Annotated in this window: 16 protein-coding genes, 2 pseudogenes and 1 riboswitch; of the genes and pseudogenes, 7 read left to right on the top strand and 11 right to left on the bottom strand. The window is 71.6% G+C overall.

The genetic code is table 11. The annotated features are described in order from the left end of the window. Nucleotides 1-58: 58 nt before the first annotated feature. On the bottom strand, nucleotides 59-343 hold the full coding sequence (locus KN815_RS35020; RefSeq protein ID WP_216345876.1) for a DUF4031 domain-containing protein: 285 nt from the start codon (nucleotides 341-343) through the stop codon (nucleotides 59-61). After that, the gene (locus KN815_RS35015) at nucleotides 343-699 is read right to left on the bottom strand and encodes a DUF8819 family protein (RefSeq protein WP_216345875.1); all 357 of its coding nucleotides are present in this window, start codon (nucleotides 697-699) and stop codon (nucleotides 343-345) included. Before KN815_RS35015 ends, KN815_RS35020 begins: the two co-directional genes overlap by 1 nt. A gap of 155 nt (nucleotides 700-854) precedes the next feature. Between KN815_RS35015 and KN815_RS35010 the strand changes: the two are divergent. Beyond that, nucleotides 855-1,778, top strand: a pseudogene (locus tag KN815_RS35010) (MurR/RpiR family transcriptional regulator); the annotation flags it as partial. Here the strand turns inward: KN815_RS35010 and KN815_RS52390 are convergent. Together KN815_RS52390 and KN815_RS52385 are read right to left on the bottom strand one after the other, a co-directional pair. Then, nucleotides 1,690-1,899, bottom strand: a complete 210-nt coding sequence (locus KN815_RS52390) for a pentapeptide repeat-containing protein (protein ID WP_216345873.1) — start codon at nucleotides 1,897-1,899, stop codon at nucleotides 1,690-1,692. The pseudogene KN815_RS35010 and the gene KN815_RS52390 overlap by 89 nt on opposite strands. Next, nucleotides 1,829-1,972 (bottom strand): annotated as a pseudogene (locus KN815_RS52385) (hypothetical protein); the annotation flags it as partial. The pseudogene KN815_RS52385 and the gene KN815_RS52390, both read right to left, overlap by 71 nt. 42 nt (nucleotides 1,973-2,014) lie before the next feature. On the opposite strand from KN815_RS52385, the gene murQ reads away from it, so the two are divergent. Beyond that, complete coding sequence (murQ, locus tag KN815_RS35000) at nucleotides 2,015-3,049, top strand: N-acetylmuramic acid 6-phosphate etherase (RefSeq protein ID WP_253209424.1); 1,035 nt, start codon at nucleotides 2,015-2,017, stop codon at nucleotides 3,047-3,049. 116 nt (nucleotides 3,050-3,165) lie between these two features. Here murQ and groL read toward each other — a convergent pair whose 3' ends face one another. The 4 genes from groL to thrC form a co-directional block, all read right to left on the bottom strand. Further along, nucleotides 3,166-4,791, bottom strand: coding sequence for a chaperonin GroEL (groL, locus tag KN815_RS34995; protein WP_216345872.1), 1,626 nt, complete (start codon nucleotides 4,789-4,791; stop codon nucleotides 3,166-3,168). A 576-nt stretch (nucleotides 4,792-5,367) separates the two neighbouring features. Further along, on the bottom strand, nucleotides 5,368-5,574 hold the full coding sequence (locus KN815_RS34990) for a cold-shock protein (protein ID WP_009716982.1): 207 nt from the start codon (nucleotides 5,572-5,574) through the stop codon (nucleotides 5,368-5,370). 409 nt (nucleotides 5,575-5,983) lie between these two features. Next, nucleotides 5,984-6,262 carry a MoaD/ThiS family protein gene (locus KN815_RS34985; RefSeq protein WP_059142722.1) on the bottom strand — a complete coding sequence of 93 codons (279 nt, stop codon included), beginning with the start codon at nucleotides 6,260-6,262 and terminating at the stop codon, nucleotides 5,984-5,986. Beyond that, nucleotides 6,259-7,560: a threonine synthase gene (gene thrC / locus KN815_RS34980; protein ID WP_216345871.1), complete on the bottom strand. Its 1,302-nt coding sequence runs from the start codon at nucleotides 7,558-7,560 to the stop codon at nucleotides 6,259-6,261. The genes KN815_RS34985 and thrC overlap by 4 nt, the downstream gene beginning before the upstream one ends. A gap of 18 nt (nucleotides 7,561-7,578) precedes the next feature. Then, nucleotides 7,579-7,720: riboswitch (SAM riboswitch) on the bottom strand. Nucleotides 7,721-7,912: 192 nt separating this feature from the next. Between thrC and KN815_RS34975 the strand changes: the two genes are divergently transcribed. Continuing rightward, entirely contained in the window at nucleotides 7,913-8,860 is a 948-nt protein-coding gene (locus tag KN815_RS34975) for a glucosyl-3-phosphoglycerate synthase (RefSeq protein ID WP_216345870.1), read from the top strand. 102 nt (nucleotides 8,861-8,962) lie between these two features. After that, on the top strand, nucleotides 8,963-10,441 hold the full coding sequence (locus tag KN815_RS34970) for an alpha,alpha-trehalose-phosphate synthase (UDP-forming) (protein WP_216345869.1): 1,479 nt from the start codon (nucleotides 8,963-8,965) through the stop codon (nucleotides 10,439-10,441). Nucleotides 10,442-10,626: 185 nt separating this feature from the next. On the opposite strand, the gene otsB is transcribed toward KN815_RS34970, so the two are convergent. The 3 genes from otsB to KN815_RS34955 form a co-directional block, all read right to left on the bottom strand. After that, the gene (gene otsB, locus KN815_RS34965) at nucleotides 10,627-11,481 is read right to left on the bottom strand and encodes a trehalose-phosphatase (protein ID WP_216345877.1); all 855 of its coding nucleotides are present in this window, start codon (nucleotides 11,479-11,481) and stop codon (nucleotides 10,627-10,629) included. A 90-nt stretch (nucleotides 11,482-11,571) separates the two neighbouring features. Beyond that, nucleotides 11,572-11,919: a DUF3263 domain-containing protein gene (locus tag KN815_RS52380; protein ID WP_372458570.1), complete on the bottom strand. Its 348-nt coding sequence runs from the start codon at nucleotides 11,917-11,919 to the stop codon at nucleotides 11,572-11,574. Beyond that, nucleotides 11,916-13,199 (bottom strand): extracellular solute-binding protein, encoded by a 1,284-nt coding sequence (locus KN815_RS34955; RefSeq protein WP_216345868.1) that lies wholly within the window; start codon nucleotides 13,197-13,199, stop codon nucleotides 11,916-11,918. The genes KN815_RS52380 and KN815_RS34955 overlap by 4 nt, the downstream gene beginning before the upstream one ends. Nucleotides 13,200-13,491: 292 nt before the next feature. Between KN815_RS34955 and KN815_RS34950 the strand changes: the two genes are divergently transcribed. From KN815_RS34950 to KN815_RS34940, 3 genes are all read left to right on the top strand, one after another. Beyond that, complete coding sequence (locus KN815_RS34950) at nucleotides 13,492-14,424, top strand: ROK family protein (RefSeq protein WP_216345867.1); 933 nt, start codon at nucleotides 13,492-13,494, stop codon at nucleotides 14,422-14,424. Beyond that, the gene (gene nagA, locus KN815_RS34945; protein WP_216345866.1) at nucleotides 14,424-15,680 is read left to right on the top strand and encodes an N-acetylglucosamine-6-phosphate deacetylase; all 1,257 of its coding nucleotides are present in this window, start codon (nucleotides 14,424-14,426) and stop codon (nucleotides 15,678-15,680) included. Before KN815_RS34950 ends, nagA begins: the two co-directional genes overlap by 1 nt. A gap of 222 nt (nucleotides 15,681-15,902) precedes the next feature. Next, a partial coding sequence (locus KN815_RS34940) for a 1-phosphofructokinase family hexose kinase (RefSeq protein ID WP_216345865.1) occupies nucleotides 15,903-16,578 on the top strand: 676 nt, incomplete at its 3' end.

Genomic DNA, 16,578 nt, shown 5'->3' with positions numbered 1-16,578 from the left:
AGCCGCACCGGGCAGCCGGTTGGCAAGGCGGAGCGGGCCGCAGACCCGCCCGCACCGGTCACCCCGCGTCCGCGTCCGCGTTCGCGGCCCGCTTGGGGCGGCGGAGGCCCGCGGCCTTCAGGCGGCGGAGGAGTTCCTTGCTGCCGACCTCCTCCGCGCCCGCCCCCACCGCCTTCGCGTACAGCTCGCTCGGCAGGTCGTAGTGGTCGCGGTCGAAGCCTCGGCGCGGGGCGCCGATGCGGGCGGCGAAGGCGTGGAGTTCGGTGTAGGAGACATCGCTGACCAGGTGGGACCACAGGCGGCCGTGGCCCGGCCACGAGGGCGGGTCGATCAGTACGGCCATCAGAGGGTGGTGCCCAGCGATCCCACGGGCGCCACCGCGACCGCCGTCTTGCCGCAGACCCAGTGCGGGTCGGGGCCCAACTCGGGCTCCACATCGAGGGCGTGGAGGTCACCGCCCTGGGTGCAGACGGGGCACAGCGGCCATCGGCCGTACCGTTCCAGCAGGGCGTCCTGGACGTCCTGGGCGACCAGCCCGGCCACGTATTCGACACCTTCCGGCCACTGCTCGACCCACCACCGACGGTGCGCGATCGCGTCTTCGACCAGCGAGACGATATCGGCCCGGGCGACCTCGCCCGCCGCGAGGTCGGCCAGGACCAGGGCGCGGGCCGCGTGCAGTGCGTGTTCGAGCTTCATGGGTCCCATTGTCACCTTTGCTGCCTCCTGCCGCCTGTTCGCTTCATCCTCGGTCTCGCTCCGTCTCGCCCCGTCTCGCTGCGGCCCGGCGCGGCCCGCCGCGGCCCGCCGCCCGGAGGGTTGACGGGCCCTGTGGCCGGAAATAGCTTTCGCGGATGAACAGCGACCTGAAGGAAACTTTCATGCCACCACCGCAATCCGACCCCACCCCGCCCGCTCCGGCCGCCCTCGCCGCGAAGGTGCGCACGTTAGGCCCGTCCATGACCCGCTCCATGCAGCGCGTGGCCGAGGCCGTGGCGGGGGATCCGGCCGGATGCGCGGCGCTCACCGTCACCGGGCTCGCCGAGCGGACCGGCACCAGCGAGGCCACCGTCGTCCGCACCTCCCGACTGCTCGGCTACCCCGGATATCGCGATCTGCGCATCGCGCTCGCCGCGCTCGCCGCACACCAGGCCGCCGGGCGGGCCCCGGCCGTCACCGCGGACATCGCGGTCGACGATCCGATCGCCGACGTGGTCACCAAGCTGGCGCGGGAGGAGCAGCAGTGTCTGGCCGACACCGCCGCCGTCCTGGACACCAGCCAGGTCGAGGCCGCCGTCTCGGCGCTGGCCACGGCGCGCCGGATCGATGTGTACGGGGTGGGGGCGTCCAGCCTCGTCGGGCAGGACCTGGTCCAGAAGCTGCTGCGTATCGGGCTGATAGCCCACGCCCACGCCGATCCGCATCTCGCGGTCACCAACGCGGTCCAGTTGCATTCCGGCGACGTCGCCATCGCGATCACCCACTCCGGGCGTACGACGGACGTCATCGAGCCGCTGCGGGTGGCCTTCGAGCGCGGTGCGACCACCGTCGCGATCACCGGGCGGCCGGACGGCGAGGTCGCGCAGTACGCGGACCTGGTGCTCACCACCTCCACCGCCCGGGAGAGCGAGCTGCGCCCGGCGGCCATGTCCAGCCGCACCAGCCAGCTCCTGGTGGTGGACTGCCTGTTCATAGGGGTCGCCCAGCGGACGTACGAGTCGGCGGCGCCCGCCCTCTCCGCGTCGTACGAGGCCCTCGCCCACCGCCACGACCCGCGCCCCGGGCATCGCTGAACCGGGCATCGCTGAACCGGGCACCGCTGAGCCGGGCACCGCTGAACCGGGCACCGCTGAACCGGGCACCGCTGAACCGGGCACCGCTGAACCGGGCACCGATCATCGCTTCGCCCGGTGACCGCTCGTCCAGTCACCGTCACCCCCATCCAGTCACCGTCACCCCCCTCCAGTGCCACCCCCACCCCCCGCCCTGACGTACCGGAAAGAGCCGCTTCGCCATGACTTCCGCCGACTTCGCAGCAGACCCCGCCGACTCCGCAGCCGACCCCACCGACTCCGCGGCCGACCCCACCGACTCCGCGGCCGACCCCACCGACTCCGCGGCCGACCAGGACTCCACCCGGCTCCGCGCCCAGCTCGACACCCTGACCACCGAGGCGTTCCGACCCGAACTCGCCGAGATCGACCGGCTGGAAACCCTCGAGATCGCCCGGATCATGAACACGGAGGACGCCGGCGTCCCCACCGCCGTCGCCGGCCAGCTTCCCCGCATCGCCGCCGCCATCGACGCCATCGCCGCGCGGATGTCCCGTGGCGGCCGTCTCCTCTATACGGGCGCGGGCACCGCCGGACGGCTCGGGGTGCTCGACGCGAGCGAATGCCCGCCCACCTTCAACACCCGGCCCGAGCAGGTCGTCGGGGTGATCGCGGGCGGCCCGGACGCCGTGGTGACCTCGGTCGAGGGCGCGGAGGACAGCGCGGAGCTGGCCGCCCGGGACCTCGATCTGCTCGGGGTCGGCCCCGACGACACGGTGGTCGGCGTCTCGGCCTCCGGCCGCACCCCGTACGCCGTGGGCGCGGTCGAGCACGGCCGCCGGCTCGGCGCGCTCACCGTCGGGCTGTCCTGCAACGCCGACTCGGCGCTCGCCGCCGCGGCCGACCACGGCATCGAGGTCGTCGTGGGGCCGGAGCTGCTCACCGGCTCGACGCGGCTGAAGGCGGGCACCGCCCAGAAGCTGGTGCTCAACATGATCTCGACCATCACCATGATCCGGTTGGGCAAGACCTTCGGAAATCTGATGGTCGACGTGCGCGCCTCCAACGACAAGCTGCGCGCCCGCTCGCGGAGGATCGTCTCCCTGGCGACCGGCGCCTCCGACCAGCGGATCGAGAGCGCGCTGGCGGCCACGGACGGCGAGGTGAAGAACGCGATCCTCACCATCCTGGGCAAGGTGGACGCCCCGACCGCCGAGAAGCTGCTCGCCGAGGCGCACGGCCATCTGCGCGCCGCCCTCGAGGCGGCCACGGGGTGAGCGTCCGGGCCCCGCGCGGGCCCCGAAAACGCCGTCGGGGCGGCACCCCTGGGAGAGGGTGCCGCCCCGACGTCCTGGACGGTACGACCGACCGGCGAACGAACGCGCCGAGACGATCAGAAGTCCATGTCACCGCCCGGCATGCCGCCCGGAGCGCCCGCCGGGGCGGCCTTCTCCGGCTTGTCGGCGATGACGGCCTCGGTGGTGAGGAACAGCGCGGCGATCGACGCGGCGTTCTGGAGCGCGGAGCGCGTGACCTTGGCCGGGTCGATGATGCCCTCGGCGATCAGGTCGACGTACTCACCGGTCGCGGCGTTGAGGCCGTGGCCCGGGGTCAGGTTGCGCACCTTCTCGACCACGACGCCGCCCTCGAGACCGGCGTTGACCGCGATCTGCTTCAGCGGGGCCTCCAGGGCCAGGCGCACGGCCTGGGCACCGGTGGCCTCGTCACCGTCGAGCTCCAGCTTCTCGAAGACCGAGACGGTCTGAAGCAGGGCCACGCCACCACCGGCGACGATGCCCTCCTCGACGGCCGCCTTGGCGTTGCGCACCGCGTCCTCGATGCGGTGCTTGCGCTCCTTGAGCTCGACCTCGGTGGCGGCACCGGCCTTGATGACGGCCACGCCGCCGGCCAGCTTCGCCAGGCGCTCCTGAAGCTTCTCGCGGTCGTAGTCCGAGTCCGAGGACTCGATCTCGGCGCGGATCTGGTTGACGCGGCCCTGCACCTGGTCGGTGTCGCCGGCGCCGTCCACGATGGTGGTCTCGTCCTTGGTGACGGTGACCTTACGGGCGCGGCCGAGCAGGTCCACCCCGGCGTTCTCCAGCTTGAGGCCGACCTCCTCGGAGATGACGGTGCCACCGGTAAGGATGGCGATGTCACCGAGCATGGCCTTACGGCGGTCGCCGAAGCCCGGGGCCTTGACGGCGACGGACTTGAAGGTGCCACGGATCTTGTTGACGACCAGGGTGGCCAGGGCCTCGCCCTCGACGTCCTCGGCGATGATCAGCAGCGGCTTGCCCGACTGCATGACCTTCTCGAGCAGCGGGAGGAGGTCCTTCACGCTGCTGATCTTGGAGTTGACGATCAGGATGTACGGGTCGTCGAGCGACGCCTCCATACGCTCCATGTCCGTCGCGAAGTACGGGGAGATGTAGCCCTTGTCGAAGCGCATGCCCTCGGTGAGCTCGAGTTCGAGCCCGAAGGTCTGCGACTCCTCGACGGTGATGACACCTTCCTTGCCGACCTTGTCCATCGCCTCGGCGATGAGCTCGCCGATCTGGGTGTCGGCGGCGGAGATGGAGGCGGTGGAGGCGATCTGCTCCTTGGTCTCCACGTCCTTGGCCTGCTCGAGAAGCTGGGCGGAGACGGCCTCGACGGCCTTCTCGATACCCCGCTTGAGCGCCATCGGGTTGGCACCGGCGGCGACGTTGCGGAGGCCCTCCTTGACCAGCGCCTGGGCGAGGACGGTCGCGGTCGTCGTGCCGTCACCGGCGACGTCGTCCGTCTTCTTCGCGACCTCCTTGACCAGCTCGGCGCCGATCTTCTCGTACGCGTCCTCGAGCTCGATCTCCTTGGCGATGGAAACACCATCGTTGGTGATCGTGGGGGCGCCCCACTTCTTCTCGAGGACGACGTTGCGGCCCTTGGGGCCGAGGGTGACCTTGACGGCGTCGGCGAGCTGGTTCATCCCGCGCTCGAGGCCGCGCCGCGCCTCCTCGTCGAACGCGATGATCTTGGCCATGTGAAGTGGTCCTCCCAAGACGGGGTGGATTGCTCCGGACCGCGCTGGCGCCCGCGACGGACGGCCTGCCTGCCGTACGGTTCCTTGCCCCGTATGGCCTGGCGGGCCTCACCGACCCGGTCCTTCTGTCACTCTCAACGTCAGAGTGCTAACGCCAATGATTAGCACTCGGACCTATAGAGTGCAAGCGGCCGGAGGCCATCGTTGGGGGGTGGGGGTCGGGTGACGGGTGGGCGCAAGCGGCCGGAGGCCATCGTTGGGGGGGGGGGGTCGGGTGACGGGTGGGCGCAAGCGGCCGGAGGCCATCGTTGGGGGGGGGGGGTCGGGTGACGGGTGGGCGCAAGCGGCCGGAGGCCATCGTTGGGGGGGGGGGGTCGGGTGACGGGTGGGCGCAAGCGGCCGGAGGCCATCGTTGGGGGGGGGGGGTCGGGTGACGGGTGGGCGCAAGCGGCCGGAGGCCATCCGCCCTCACGCAAACCCCCGTAATGATCAGTGCGGACACGCCGAAGGGTCCGTACCCTGGCCGGGACACGGACCCTTCGGACTGTACTGTTCAGACTGCGTCGCGTCGGCGCGTCAGCCTACGGCCACGCGGACCATGTCGGCCTGCGGGCCCTTCTGACCCTGCGAGATCTCGAACTCGACCCGCTGGCCTTCCTCGAGGGTGCGGTACCCGTCCATCTGGATCGCGCTGTAGTGGACGAACACGTCCGCACCACCGTCGACCGCGATGAAGCCGTACCCCTTCTCCGCGTTGAACCACTTGACGGTGCCCTGAGCCATTCCTAACTCCCCTATTGCTGGCCCTTGCGCAGGACCGCACTCCGCGGACCCGGGTCAGACCTCACCCCCCGGATGTGGGGGGTGTGCGCCGGAACGCGTCGACCGCCGCTGAATGTATCCGTCCCAACGCCCTCTGCAACAGGTCAATCGGACGAGAATTCTGGGCACGGTCGAACGGTTAAAAGTGAGAAATTATGTGAAGTTCGGGCAAGCCGGGCGGGACATAGGGAACCAACCCGACAAATCGCGCTCACACTTTACGCACAACTTGACGAGTTCTCATATGTGGCTCCGACCCGGGGGCCATCGGGGAATCCGGGCAACTGTATCGCGAATCCACACACGGAATCGCCCCGTCCGATTGTCCCCGGACGGGGCGATGCCAAAGGTGAGAGGGGTGGACGCGGGGTCAGCAGCCGCCCGCGACCGCCGGGATGATCGAGATCCCGGCACCGTCCGGGGTCGCCGTGGCCAGGCCGTCGGCGAAGCGGACGTCGTCGTCGTTGACGTAGACGTTGACGAAGCGGCGGAGCTTGCCGGTGTCGTCCAGCACGCGGGCCGCGATGCCCTGGTGGTTCTTCTCCAGGTCCGCCAGGACCTCGGCGAGGGTCGCGCCCTCGGCGGGGACCTCGGCCTGACCGGCGGTGTAGGTGCGCAGGATGGTCGGGATTCGGACGTTGACGCTCATGCGAGACCAGCCTCTCGGAACGAGTCAAGGGTGGGGCGGATGATGGCGGAGGGACCCGTGGTGGGGGCCACCGCGTCGAGGGTCTTGAGGCCGTCGCCGGTGTTGAGCACGACGGTCGTCAGGGACGGGTCGAGCAGACCGTCCTCGATCAGCTTCTTGGTCACGCCGACGGTCACCCCGCCCGCGGTCTCCGCGAAGATCCCCTCGGTGCGGGCGAGCAGCTTGATCGCGTCGACGATCTGCTCGTCGTTCACGTCCTCCACCGCGCCGCCCGTACGGCGGGCGATGTCCAGGACGTACGGGCCGTCCGCGGGGTTGCCGATGGCCAGCGACTTGGCGATGGTCTGCGGCTTCTGCGGCCGGACGACGTCATGGCCGGCCTTGAAGGCGGCGGAGACCGGGGAGCAGCCCTCGGCCTGGGCGCCGAAGATCTTGTAGGGCCGGTCCTCGACCAGACCGATCGCGATCAGCTCCTTCAGCCCCTTGTCGATCTTGGTGAGCTGGGAGCCGGAGGCGATCGGGATGACGATCTGGTCCGGCAGCCGCCAGCCGAGCTGCTCGCAGATCTCGTAGGCCAGGGTCTTGGAGCCCTCGCCGTAGTACGGCCGCAGATTGACGTTGACGAAGCCCCAGCCCTCGCCCGCCGGGTCGCCGATCAGCTCGCTACAGAAGCGGTTGACGTCGTCGTAGTTGCCCTCGATGCCGACCAGCTCACCGCCGTAGACGGCGGCCATGACGACCTTGCCCGCCTCCAGGTCGTGCGGGATGAAGACGCAGGAGCGGAAGCCCGCACGGGCCGCCGCGGCGCCGACCGCGCCGGCCAGGTTGCCGGTGGACGAGCAGGAGAGGGTGGTGAAGCCGAAGGTGCGGGCGGCCTGGACGGCGATGGCGACGACCCGGTCCTTGAAGGAGTGGGTGGGGTTCCCGGAGTCGTCCTTGATGTGCAGCTCACCGGTGACGCCGAGCTCACGGGCGAGGTTGTCGGCCTTGACGAGCTGGGTGAAACCGGGGTGCAGACTGGGCAGGTCCGCCACGTCCGCCGGGACGGGCAGCAGCGGGGCATAGCGCCAGATGCTGTTCGGACCGGCCTCGATGCGCCGCCGCAGCTCCTCCGGGTCACCGGCCGGCAGCTCGTACGCGACCTCGAGCGGCCCGAAACAGACCTCACACGCGAAGATCGGGCCGAGATCGAACCGCTCACCGCACTCCCGGCAGGACAATGCGATGGCGGGACCGAAGGCACCGGGGGCGTCGGAGGCGGAGGAAGTGGTTGAGCTTTCTACTGACTGCACAGCCATGGATGGCGAGGCCCTTTCTCCTCATCTTCCTCGCGACGCATTTCGCCACGAGACGGAATTGGCACCTTCCCGAGCCGGGAGCCTCGCTGCGGAATGCGAGATCGGCTGGAGGGTTGCCGGGGCTTCAACGGGCCGTTCCCTCTGCCCCTCTGGATGAGCGGTATGGCACCGGGCGGACCCGGGCGTTTGTCCGCACGGCGGCATCACGGGCTTCCTTGGTAAACACCGAGGTCGACCCCGACATACGACGGTCACGTGCGTTGTTCAAGACTGTAACCGACGGCCCGGATGGTTGAGCTAGCCGTCCGAAGCGCGAGATGGATCACAGCGACCACGGCAGGGAGAGACACAGGTGCTGGATGAGGTGGAGCGCTGGCTGAAGCACCGCTCCTGGTCGGCCGACGACCGGCCGCTGGACCGCCTGCTGGACGCGAAACGGGGCTCGGCGACGACCCTGAGCGTGGTCCTGCCCGCCCTGAACGAAGAGGCCACGGTCGGCGAGATCGCCGCGACCATCCGCCGGGAGCTGATGGGCGAGTCGGCGCCGCTGGTGGACGAGCTGGTGGTGCTGGACTCCGGCTCGACGGACCGCACCGCCGAGGTCGCCGCGGCGGCGGGCGCCACCGTCGTCCCCCGCGACTCGCTGCTCCCGCGGCTGCCCGCGCTGCCCGGCAAGGGCGAGGTGCTGTGGCGGTCCCTGCTGGCCACGAGCGGCGACATCATCTGCTTCATCGACGCCGACCTGCGGGAATTCGATCCCCGCTTTGTCTCGGGGATCGTCGGTCCGCTGCTGACCGACCCCACGCTGCACCTGGTGAAGGGCATGTACGACCGCCCGCTCGGCGATGTGGCGGGCCAGGGCGGCCGGGTCACCGAACTGGTCGCCCGCCCGCTGCTGAATCTGCACTGGCCCCAGTTGGCCGGGTTCGTCCAGCCGCTGGGCGGTGAGTACGCGGCGCGCCGCACGCTGCTGGAGCGGCTGCCCTTCCCGGTCGGCTACGGGGTCGAGCTGGGGCTGCTGGTCGACGCGCTGCACACGGTGGGTCTGGACGCGCTCGGCCAGGTGGACATCGGGGTGCGCAAACACCGCCACCAGGACGGGCAGGCGCTCGGCCGGATGGCGGCCGCGATCTACCGCACCGCGCAGTTGCGGCTGGCCCGGGGCCATTTGGTGCGGCCGCGGCTGACCCAGTTCGACCGGGGCGAGACCGGCTTCGAGCCGCGCACCACGGCCGTGGACACCGAGGAGCGGCCGCCGATGATCGAGATATCGGAGTACGCGGAGCGGCGCGCGGCGTGACGCCCCCGGGGGGCACGGGACAGCGGCGCCGACCCATAGCGCCTACGGGGCAAGAAACCGTACGTACGTTTGCGCGGGGTCGCGGCTGGCTAGGCTCGCGACATGGCAGTTCCGCGCACCGCCCCGATCCTGGTCGCGTCCAACCGCGGCCCGGTCTCGTACGCCCTGGGCGAGGACGGCTCGCTCACCGCCCGGCGCGGCGGTGGCGGGCTGGTCTCCGGCCTGAGCGCCATCGGCCCGGACGCGAACGCGGTGTGGGTGTGCGCGGCGCTCGGGGAGGGTGACCGGGAGGCGGCCCGGCGCGCCGGGGACAGCCATCTGAACCCCGGTGACACCGGCGGCCAGCAGGTGCGGATGCTCGATATCGCGCCGGATGTCTTCGCCGCCGCGTACAACGGCGTCGCCAATTCGGTGCTGTGGTTCGTCCACCATCTGCTCTACCAGACCCCGGTCGAGCCGGTCTTCGACGCGGAGTTCGCCGATCAGTGGGCGTCCTACGAGCGCTATAACGCGGCCTTCGCGGACGCGCTCGCCCAGGAGGCGGTGGACGAGGCCGTCGTCCTGGTGCAGGACTACCACCTGGCGCTGGTGCCCGCGATGCTCCGCGAGCGCCGCCCCGATCTGCGGATCGGTCATTTCTCGCACACCCCCTGGGCCCCGCCGGACTACTACCGGCTGCTGCCGGACGATGTCGCGGCGGGTGTGCTGCGCGGCATCCTCGGCGGCGACCGCGCCGCGTTCCTCACCGAGCGCTGGGCCGGGGCCTTCGCCGACTGCTGCGCGGCCGTGCTGGGCGCGGAGATCGTCCGGGACGGCGATGGAAACGGTGACGGTAGCGGCGATGGCGCGGCGACGGCCGTGCGCTTCGAGGGGCGGGAGACCCGGCTGGGCGTCCACGGCCTCGGCGCGGACGCGGACTTCCTGCGGCAGCGGTCCCGGCAGGCCGATGTGGACGAGCGGCTGACCAGTCTGCGGGCGCAGATCGGGCCGGACCGGAAGTCGATCGTCCGGGTGGACCGCACCGAGCTGTCCAAGAACATCGTGCGCGGGCTGCTGGCCTACCGGCGGCTGCTGGAGACCCACCCCGAGTGGCGGGAGCGCGTGGTGCATGTGGCCTTCGCCTACCCCTCCCGCCAGGACCTCGCGGTCTACCGCGACTACACCGAGCGGGTGCGACGGCTCGCGGACGAGATCAACGCCGAGTACGGCACGGACGGCTGGACCCCGGTCGCCCTGCATGTGAAGGACGACTTCGCACGGTCGCTGGCCGCCTACCGGCTGGCGGACGTGGCGCTGGTCAACCCCATCCGGGACGGGATGAACCTGGTGGCCAAGGAGGTCCCGGTGGTCTCCGAGCGGGGCTGCGCCCTGGTGCTGTCGCGGGAGGCGGGGGCGTACGCCGAGCTGGGCGACGACGCGCTGGTGGTCAACCCGTACGACGTTCAGGCCACGGCCCGGGCGCTGGACGAGGCGCTGCGCATGAGCGACGGCGAGCGCGCGGACCGTACGAAGCGGCTCGCCGCCGCCGCGACCGCGCTGCCGCCCCAGGCATGGTTCCTGGCGCAGTTGCGGGCGCTGTAGGGGCGAGGGTTTCGCGGTGGTGGCGTGCTTGTGAGCCACTGACCGCGGGCTTCCGGGCCACTGACTGCGGACTTCCGAGCCACTGACTGCGGACTTCCGAGCCACTGACTGCGGGCTTCTGAGCCACTGACTGCGGGCTTCCGAGCCACCGGCTCACGAGATGACGGGCGCGGTCCGGGCGGGCGCTACGAGGCGCCGGCGCCGCTGACCGCGTCGGCCAGGGACGACAGCAGCTCCACCACGCCCGCCGGGCCGTCGACCACCAGGTCGGCCCGCTTGGCGAGTTCGGTCACCTCCGTGCTGCCGCTGCACACCAGCACCCCCGGCACCCCCTCCTCGCGCAGCCGCTCCACCGCCCCGAACGCGGCCAGGTCGCCCAGGTCGTCGCCCGCGTAGAGCACGGCTTCCGCACCCGTCCGCCGTACGTACTCGATGAGCGCGACGCCCTTGTCCATGCCCGGTGGCCGCAGCTCCAGCACCAGCCGGCCGGGCTCGACGATCAGGCCATGGCGCTCGGCCAGGGCGTGCAGCGGCGCGCGCAGCAGCTCGAAGGTGGCCCGCGGGTCCTCGGCACGGCGGGTGTGGACGGCGACGGCGCGGCCCTTGTCCTCGATCCAGGTGCCCTGCGCGGCGCCGTACTCCTCGAGGACGGCGGGGAGTTCGGCCTGGACGGCGGCGACGCCGGGGTGCGGCTCCGGTGCCTGGACGGCGCCGCTCGCCGCGTCCCAGCGCTCGGCGCCGTAGAGACCGAGGACGACGAGCCCGTCCAGCCCCTTCGCCCCGGCGAAGCCGCCGTACCGGACGGCGACCTCGGCCGGCCGGCCGGTGATCACCGCGGCGGAGCGCAGCCGCGGGGCCAGTCGGGAGAGCGCGGGGACGGCGCCGGGGTGGGCGCGGGCCCGGTCGGGGTCGGGGACGATCTCGGCGAGGGTGCCGTCGAAGTCGAGTCCGACGACGGCGCGGCCGGGCCGTTCGAGGAGGGCGGCGAGGCCCTCGCGGCCGGCGGCGGTGGTAGGTACGGGGAGGGGGTGACTGCCCATAGCGCTGCCCATGGCGGTGACCCTACCGGGCCCGGCGGCAGCACGGGCCTCCCCCGGGCGTCCCACCGGTGAACCCTCCCCCGACAGACCTCAGCGCCGTTCGCGGCGCTCGTCCCTGACCCGCCGCAGCCGGTTGACGGTCACCGGGTCGTGCTCCAGGGCCCTGGGGTCGTCCAACAGGGCGTTCAGCAACTGGTAGTAGCGGGTCGGGGAGATGCCCAGCCGCTCCCGTATCGCCCGCTCCTTGGCGCCGGGGCCCGGCCAGCCGCGTCGCTCCACGGCGAGCACGGCCACGTCGCGGTCGGACAGCCCGTCACCCGGGCCCGGCTCCCGCTCCCGGCCCCCGTCCCGCTCCCGGCCCCCGTCCTGCTCCTCGCCCTCGTCGGCGGGGTCGGCAGGATCGTCGGAGGGGCCGGGGCCGGGCGTGTCCACTGTCATGCCCCCGCATTCTCCATGGCGTCGGCCTCGCGCTGGATCTGGCCCAGCACGCTCGTCGGGTCGCCGCCCTTGGCCACGATCGAGCCGATCTTCCGCTTGAACAGCTTGCTGACCTCCGCCCAGGAGGTCTTGTCGGCCGGGTAGAACTCGGCGCTCTCCAGCTCGTCGAGGAACCGCCACAGCCGCTTGTACTGACGGTCGCCGAGCATCGTCTGCTCGACGGCGGTGGTCACCGGCAGCAGGTCGTACTCGGTGACGAAGTCCAGCACGTTCTGCTCGGTGTAGACGAAGTCGAGGAACTTCCCGATCTGCGTGCGGTGGCCGTTCTGCTTGAAGGCCATCAGCCAGTCGGCGACGCCCATCGTCGACGGGGACTTGCCCCTGCGGCCGGGCAGTGGCGCGGTGCCGTAGCTGATGCCGTGGCCGGACGCCTGCTGCATCAGGGTCGGGTGGCCGTTGAGCATGCCGACCTCGCCGCGGGTGAAGGCGTCGAAGGCGTCCTGCCGGTTGGTGCGGGCCGGGGAGCGGGGGCCGGTGAGGTCCGCGCCGACCAGTTCGTCCCGCAGCCATTCGAAGGTCTCGATGTTCGCGGAGGAGTCGATGGTGTAGCTGCCGTTGGTGTCGGTGTAGCCGCCACCGCCGCTGAGCATCCACATCATGGTCTCGGCCTGGCACTCCTCGGGGCCGAGCGGCAGCGCGTAGGGGATCTTCACCCCGCCGGCCTTGAGCCGGACGGCCGCCGCCTTGAGCTCGTCCCAGCTCGTGGGGGCGGAGGAGATACCGGCCTGGTCGAAGAGCTTCTTGTTGTAGAAGAGCAGCCGGGCGCTGGCCACGAACGGCACCCCGTACTGCACCCGCCGCACCTCGCCCGCATTGGCGATCGAGGTGATGAAACCGGCCTGGGTGGGGATGGCGAGCATCTCGTCGGCGCGGTAGAGCTTGCCCTGCGCGGCGTAGTCGGCGTACGCGCCGATCTGCGCGATATCCGGGGCCTGACCGTTCTTGACCATCTCGGCGACGCGGCGGTCCACTTCGGTCCAGCTATAGACCTTGACGTCGACCTTGATGCCGCTGTTCTTGGTCTCAAAGGCCCGGGCCAGCTTGTTCCAGTACCTCTGGGAGCTGTTGGCGGTGCTGTCGCCGTAGTCGGCCGCGACCACCTTCAACGTGGCGTCACCGTGCGAGCCGGAGCCGTCGCTGCCACAGGCCGTGAGCCCCGGTGTCGTCGCCACCGCCGCGACACCCGCCGTCGTCAGACCCAAGAACCGTCGCCGCTGCACCGCTGTTTTCCCACCCTATGGCTTGTTTCATCCTCCAGGGTCCTCCCCCGAGGTCGAGCGAGTCTGCCTTGCAAACCTCCACAAGGTCTACACCATGGGCATATCGCTTCGGTATCGGAGACCCGCTTGCCCAGGTGAGCGGGTGGTTACCCGCCAAAGTGCGATGTGTCACCCACGCACAAACGGAAGGGCAGGTTCATACCAACCCCCTTACCGGCAACGGCGTGATCTCGTGACGAGAAGCGGCGAGTGGACTAGACCTCTCATGGTGGATCGCGCGAGACTGTTCCATGTGAAACACGTCATCGCCCTGGATGTGGGCGGCACCGGTATGAAAGCCGCCCTGATCGGGGCGGACACCACACTCCTCCATGAGGCCAGGAGGCCCACCGAGCGGGAGCGCGGACCCGAGGCGGTCGTCGCCGCGATCCTCGACTTCGCCGCCGAACTGCGCGAGATCGGCGAGCGGCGGTTCGGCGGGCCCCCGGTGGCCGCGGGGGTCGGCGTGCCCGGGGTCCTGGACGAGGACCGCGGGGTGGCCGTCTTCGCCGCCAACCTCGGCTGGAGCGACGTCCCGCTGCGCGCACTGCTCACCGAGCGGCTGGGCGGGATCCCGGTCGCGCTCGGGCACGACGTCCGGATGGGCGGGCTGGCCGAGGGGCGGATAGGAGCGGGCGAGGGCGCACGGCGCTTCCTGTTCGTATCCGTCGGCACCGGGATCGCGGGCGCCATCGGCACCGACGGGCGGATCGACCCCGGAGCGCACGGTTCCGCCGGCGAGATCGGCCATATCGTCGTCCGGCCGGACGGCCCCGCCTGCGGCTGCGGTCAGTCCGGCTGCCTGGAGACGCTCGCCTCCGCGTCGGCGGTGGGCCGCGCCTGGGCCGAGGCGAGCGGCGATCCGTCGGCCGACGCCGCCGGCTGCGCCGAGGCCGTCCGGTCCGGCGACCCAAGAGCCGTGGCCGTATGGGGGGAGATGGTGAGCGCGCTCGCCGACGGTCTGGTGACCGGCCTCACCCTGCTGGACCCCGGTGTGCTGATCGTCGGCGGTGGGCTGGCCGAGGCCGGGGAGACCCTGTTCGCGCCGCTGCGCACCGCGGTCGAGGAGCGGCTCACCTTCCAGCAGCTTCCCCGTATCGTCCCGGCGGCCCTCGGGGACACCGCCGGCTGCCTGGGCGCGGGTCTGCTCGCCTGGGATCGACTCTCCACGGAGGTAACCGCCTGATGGTCCAGCGAACGGTTCTCACAGGCGCCCGGGTGGTCCTGCCGGGAGGCGTGGTCGACAACGGGCGGGTGACGGTCGAGGGCACCCGCATCAGCGCGGCCGGATCGGCGGCGGATACCGCGGCGGGGCTGGCGGCGGAGTCGGCGGCGGGTACCGCGGCGCAGTCGACGGCCGGGCCGGCGGCGGATACCGCCTCCGGCCACGGCGAGGAGGCGGAGCAGGCGCTCGACCTGCCGGGCCGCTGGATCGTCCCCGGCTTCGTGGACCTGCATGTGCACGGCGGCGGCGGTGCCTCGTTCTCGGCGGGCACCCCCGAGGAGTCGCTGACCGCCATCCGTACGCACCGGCTGCACGGCACCACCACGATGCTCGCCTCCACCGTCACCGGCGATCTGGACGACCTCGCCCGGCAGGCCGCCGTCCTCTCGGAGCTGGTGGAGCAGGGCGAGTTGGCGGGCATCCACTTCGAGGGGCCGTTCATCTCCCCCCACCGCTGCGGCGCCCATCAGCCGTCGCTGCTGCGCGCGCCCGATCCGGCGGATGTGCGCAAGCTGGTGGACGCGGCGCGCGGCACCGCGCGGATGATGACCCTGGCCCCCGAACTGCCGGGCGGGCTGGAGTCCGTACGGCTGCTGGCCGACAGCGGCGTGCTCGCGGCCGTCGGCCACACCGACTCGACGTACGAGGCGACGCGGGAGGCCGTCGAGGCGGGCGCGACCGTGGCGACCCACCTGTTCAACGCGATGCCCTCGCTGCTGCACCGCGCCCCCGGCCCGATCGCCGCGCTGCTGGAGGACGAGCGGGTCACCATCGAGCTGATCAACGACGGCACCCATCTGCACCCCGCCATGCTGGAGCTGGCGTTCCACCGGGCGGGTGCGGACCGGGTCGCCTTCATCACCGACGCGATGGGCGCGGCGGGCATGAACGACGGGCGCTATCCGCTCGGCCCCATGGAGGTCGAGGTCAAGGACGGCGTCGCCCGGATCAGCGACGGGCCGACGGCCGGGTCCATCGCGGGCTCCACCCTCACCCTGGACCGGGCCTTCCAGCGGGCCGTCACGATCGACGGGCTCAGCGTCGCGGAGACCGTGAGGGCGCTGTCCGCCACCCCCGCCCGGCTGCTGGGCATCGCCGACCGGGTGGGCTCGCTCGAGGCGGGCAAGGACGCGGATCTCGTCGTGCTCGACGACGACTTCCGGTTGCGGGGCGTGATGCGCCGGGGCAGTTGGGTGGTTCGTCCAGAACTGGTCTGAAGTGCCCTGATTTCGGGCGGCGATGACGGTGTCCTGAACGACACGGAGGTCTGTGCCGAAGCCACTCGTTTTGGCATGATCGCTCGGGCACGGGCTCGGGCACGGGCTCGGGCAGGGGCTCGGGCATGACGGGCCCGGGCACGGGCACGTACGGCTCGGCACACAGTCGCGTTCAGCACAGGAATCTCCGTCCGGCGGGGGGACGGGAGAGGGGATGCCAGGGTGATCCTCACGGTCACGCTCAACGCCGCCCTCGACGTCACCTACCGGGTGCCGGAACTGCGCCCGCACACCAGCCACCGCGTCACCGAGGTCGCCGAACGGCCCGGCGGCAAGGGCCTCAACGTGGCCCGGGTGCTGGCCGCCCTGGGCCACGACACGGTCGTCACCGGCTTCGTCGGCGGGGTCACCGGCACGGTGCTGCGGCAACTGCTCGACGGGATCGCCGTGTCCGGCACCGGCCCCAAGTCGCCGCCCGGAACGATCACCGACGCGCTGGTCCCGATCGCGGGGACCACCCGGCGCACCATCGGCGTCGTGGACGCCACCACGGGCGACACCACCCAGCTCAACGAGCCCGGCCCGATCGTCACCACCCCCGAGTGGTCCACCTTCATGGACGCCTACGGCCGGCTGCTGCGCGAGGCGTCGGCGGTCGCGCTGTGCGGCAGCCTGCCCCCCGGGGTCCCCGTCGGGACGTACGCCCAGCTCATCCGGGAAGCGCATGCGGCGGGCGTGCCCACCCTGCTGGACACCAGCGGCGAACCGCTGCGCCGGGGCATCGCCGCCCGCCCCCATCTCGTCAAGCCCAACATCGATGAACTCGCCGGGCTCACCGGCTCCACCGATCCGCTGCGCGCCGCGCGCGACGCCCGGCGGCGCGGGGCGCGCGCGGTGG

This window comes from Streptomyces niphimycinicus, from assembly GCF_018883605.1.
GTDB classification, from domain to species: domain Bacteria; phylum Actinomycetota; class Actinomycetes; order Streptomycetales; family Streptomycetaceae; genus Streptomyces; species Streptomyces niphimycinicus.
Note: the sequence above shows the minus strand (reverse complement) of the source record. Positions and strands in the feature narration are given on the sequence as shown.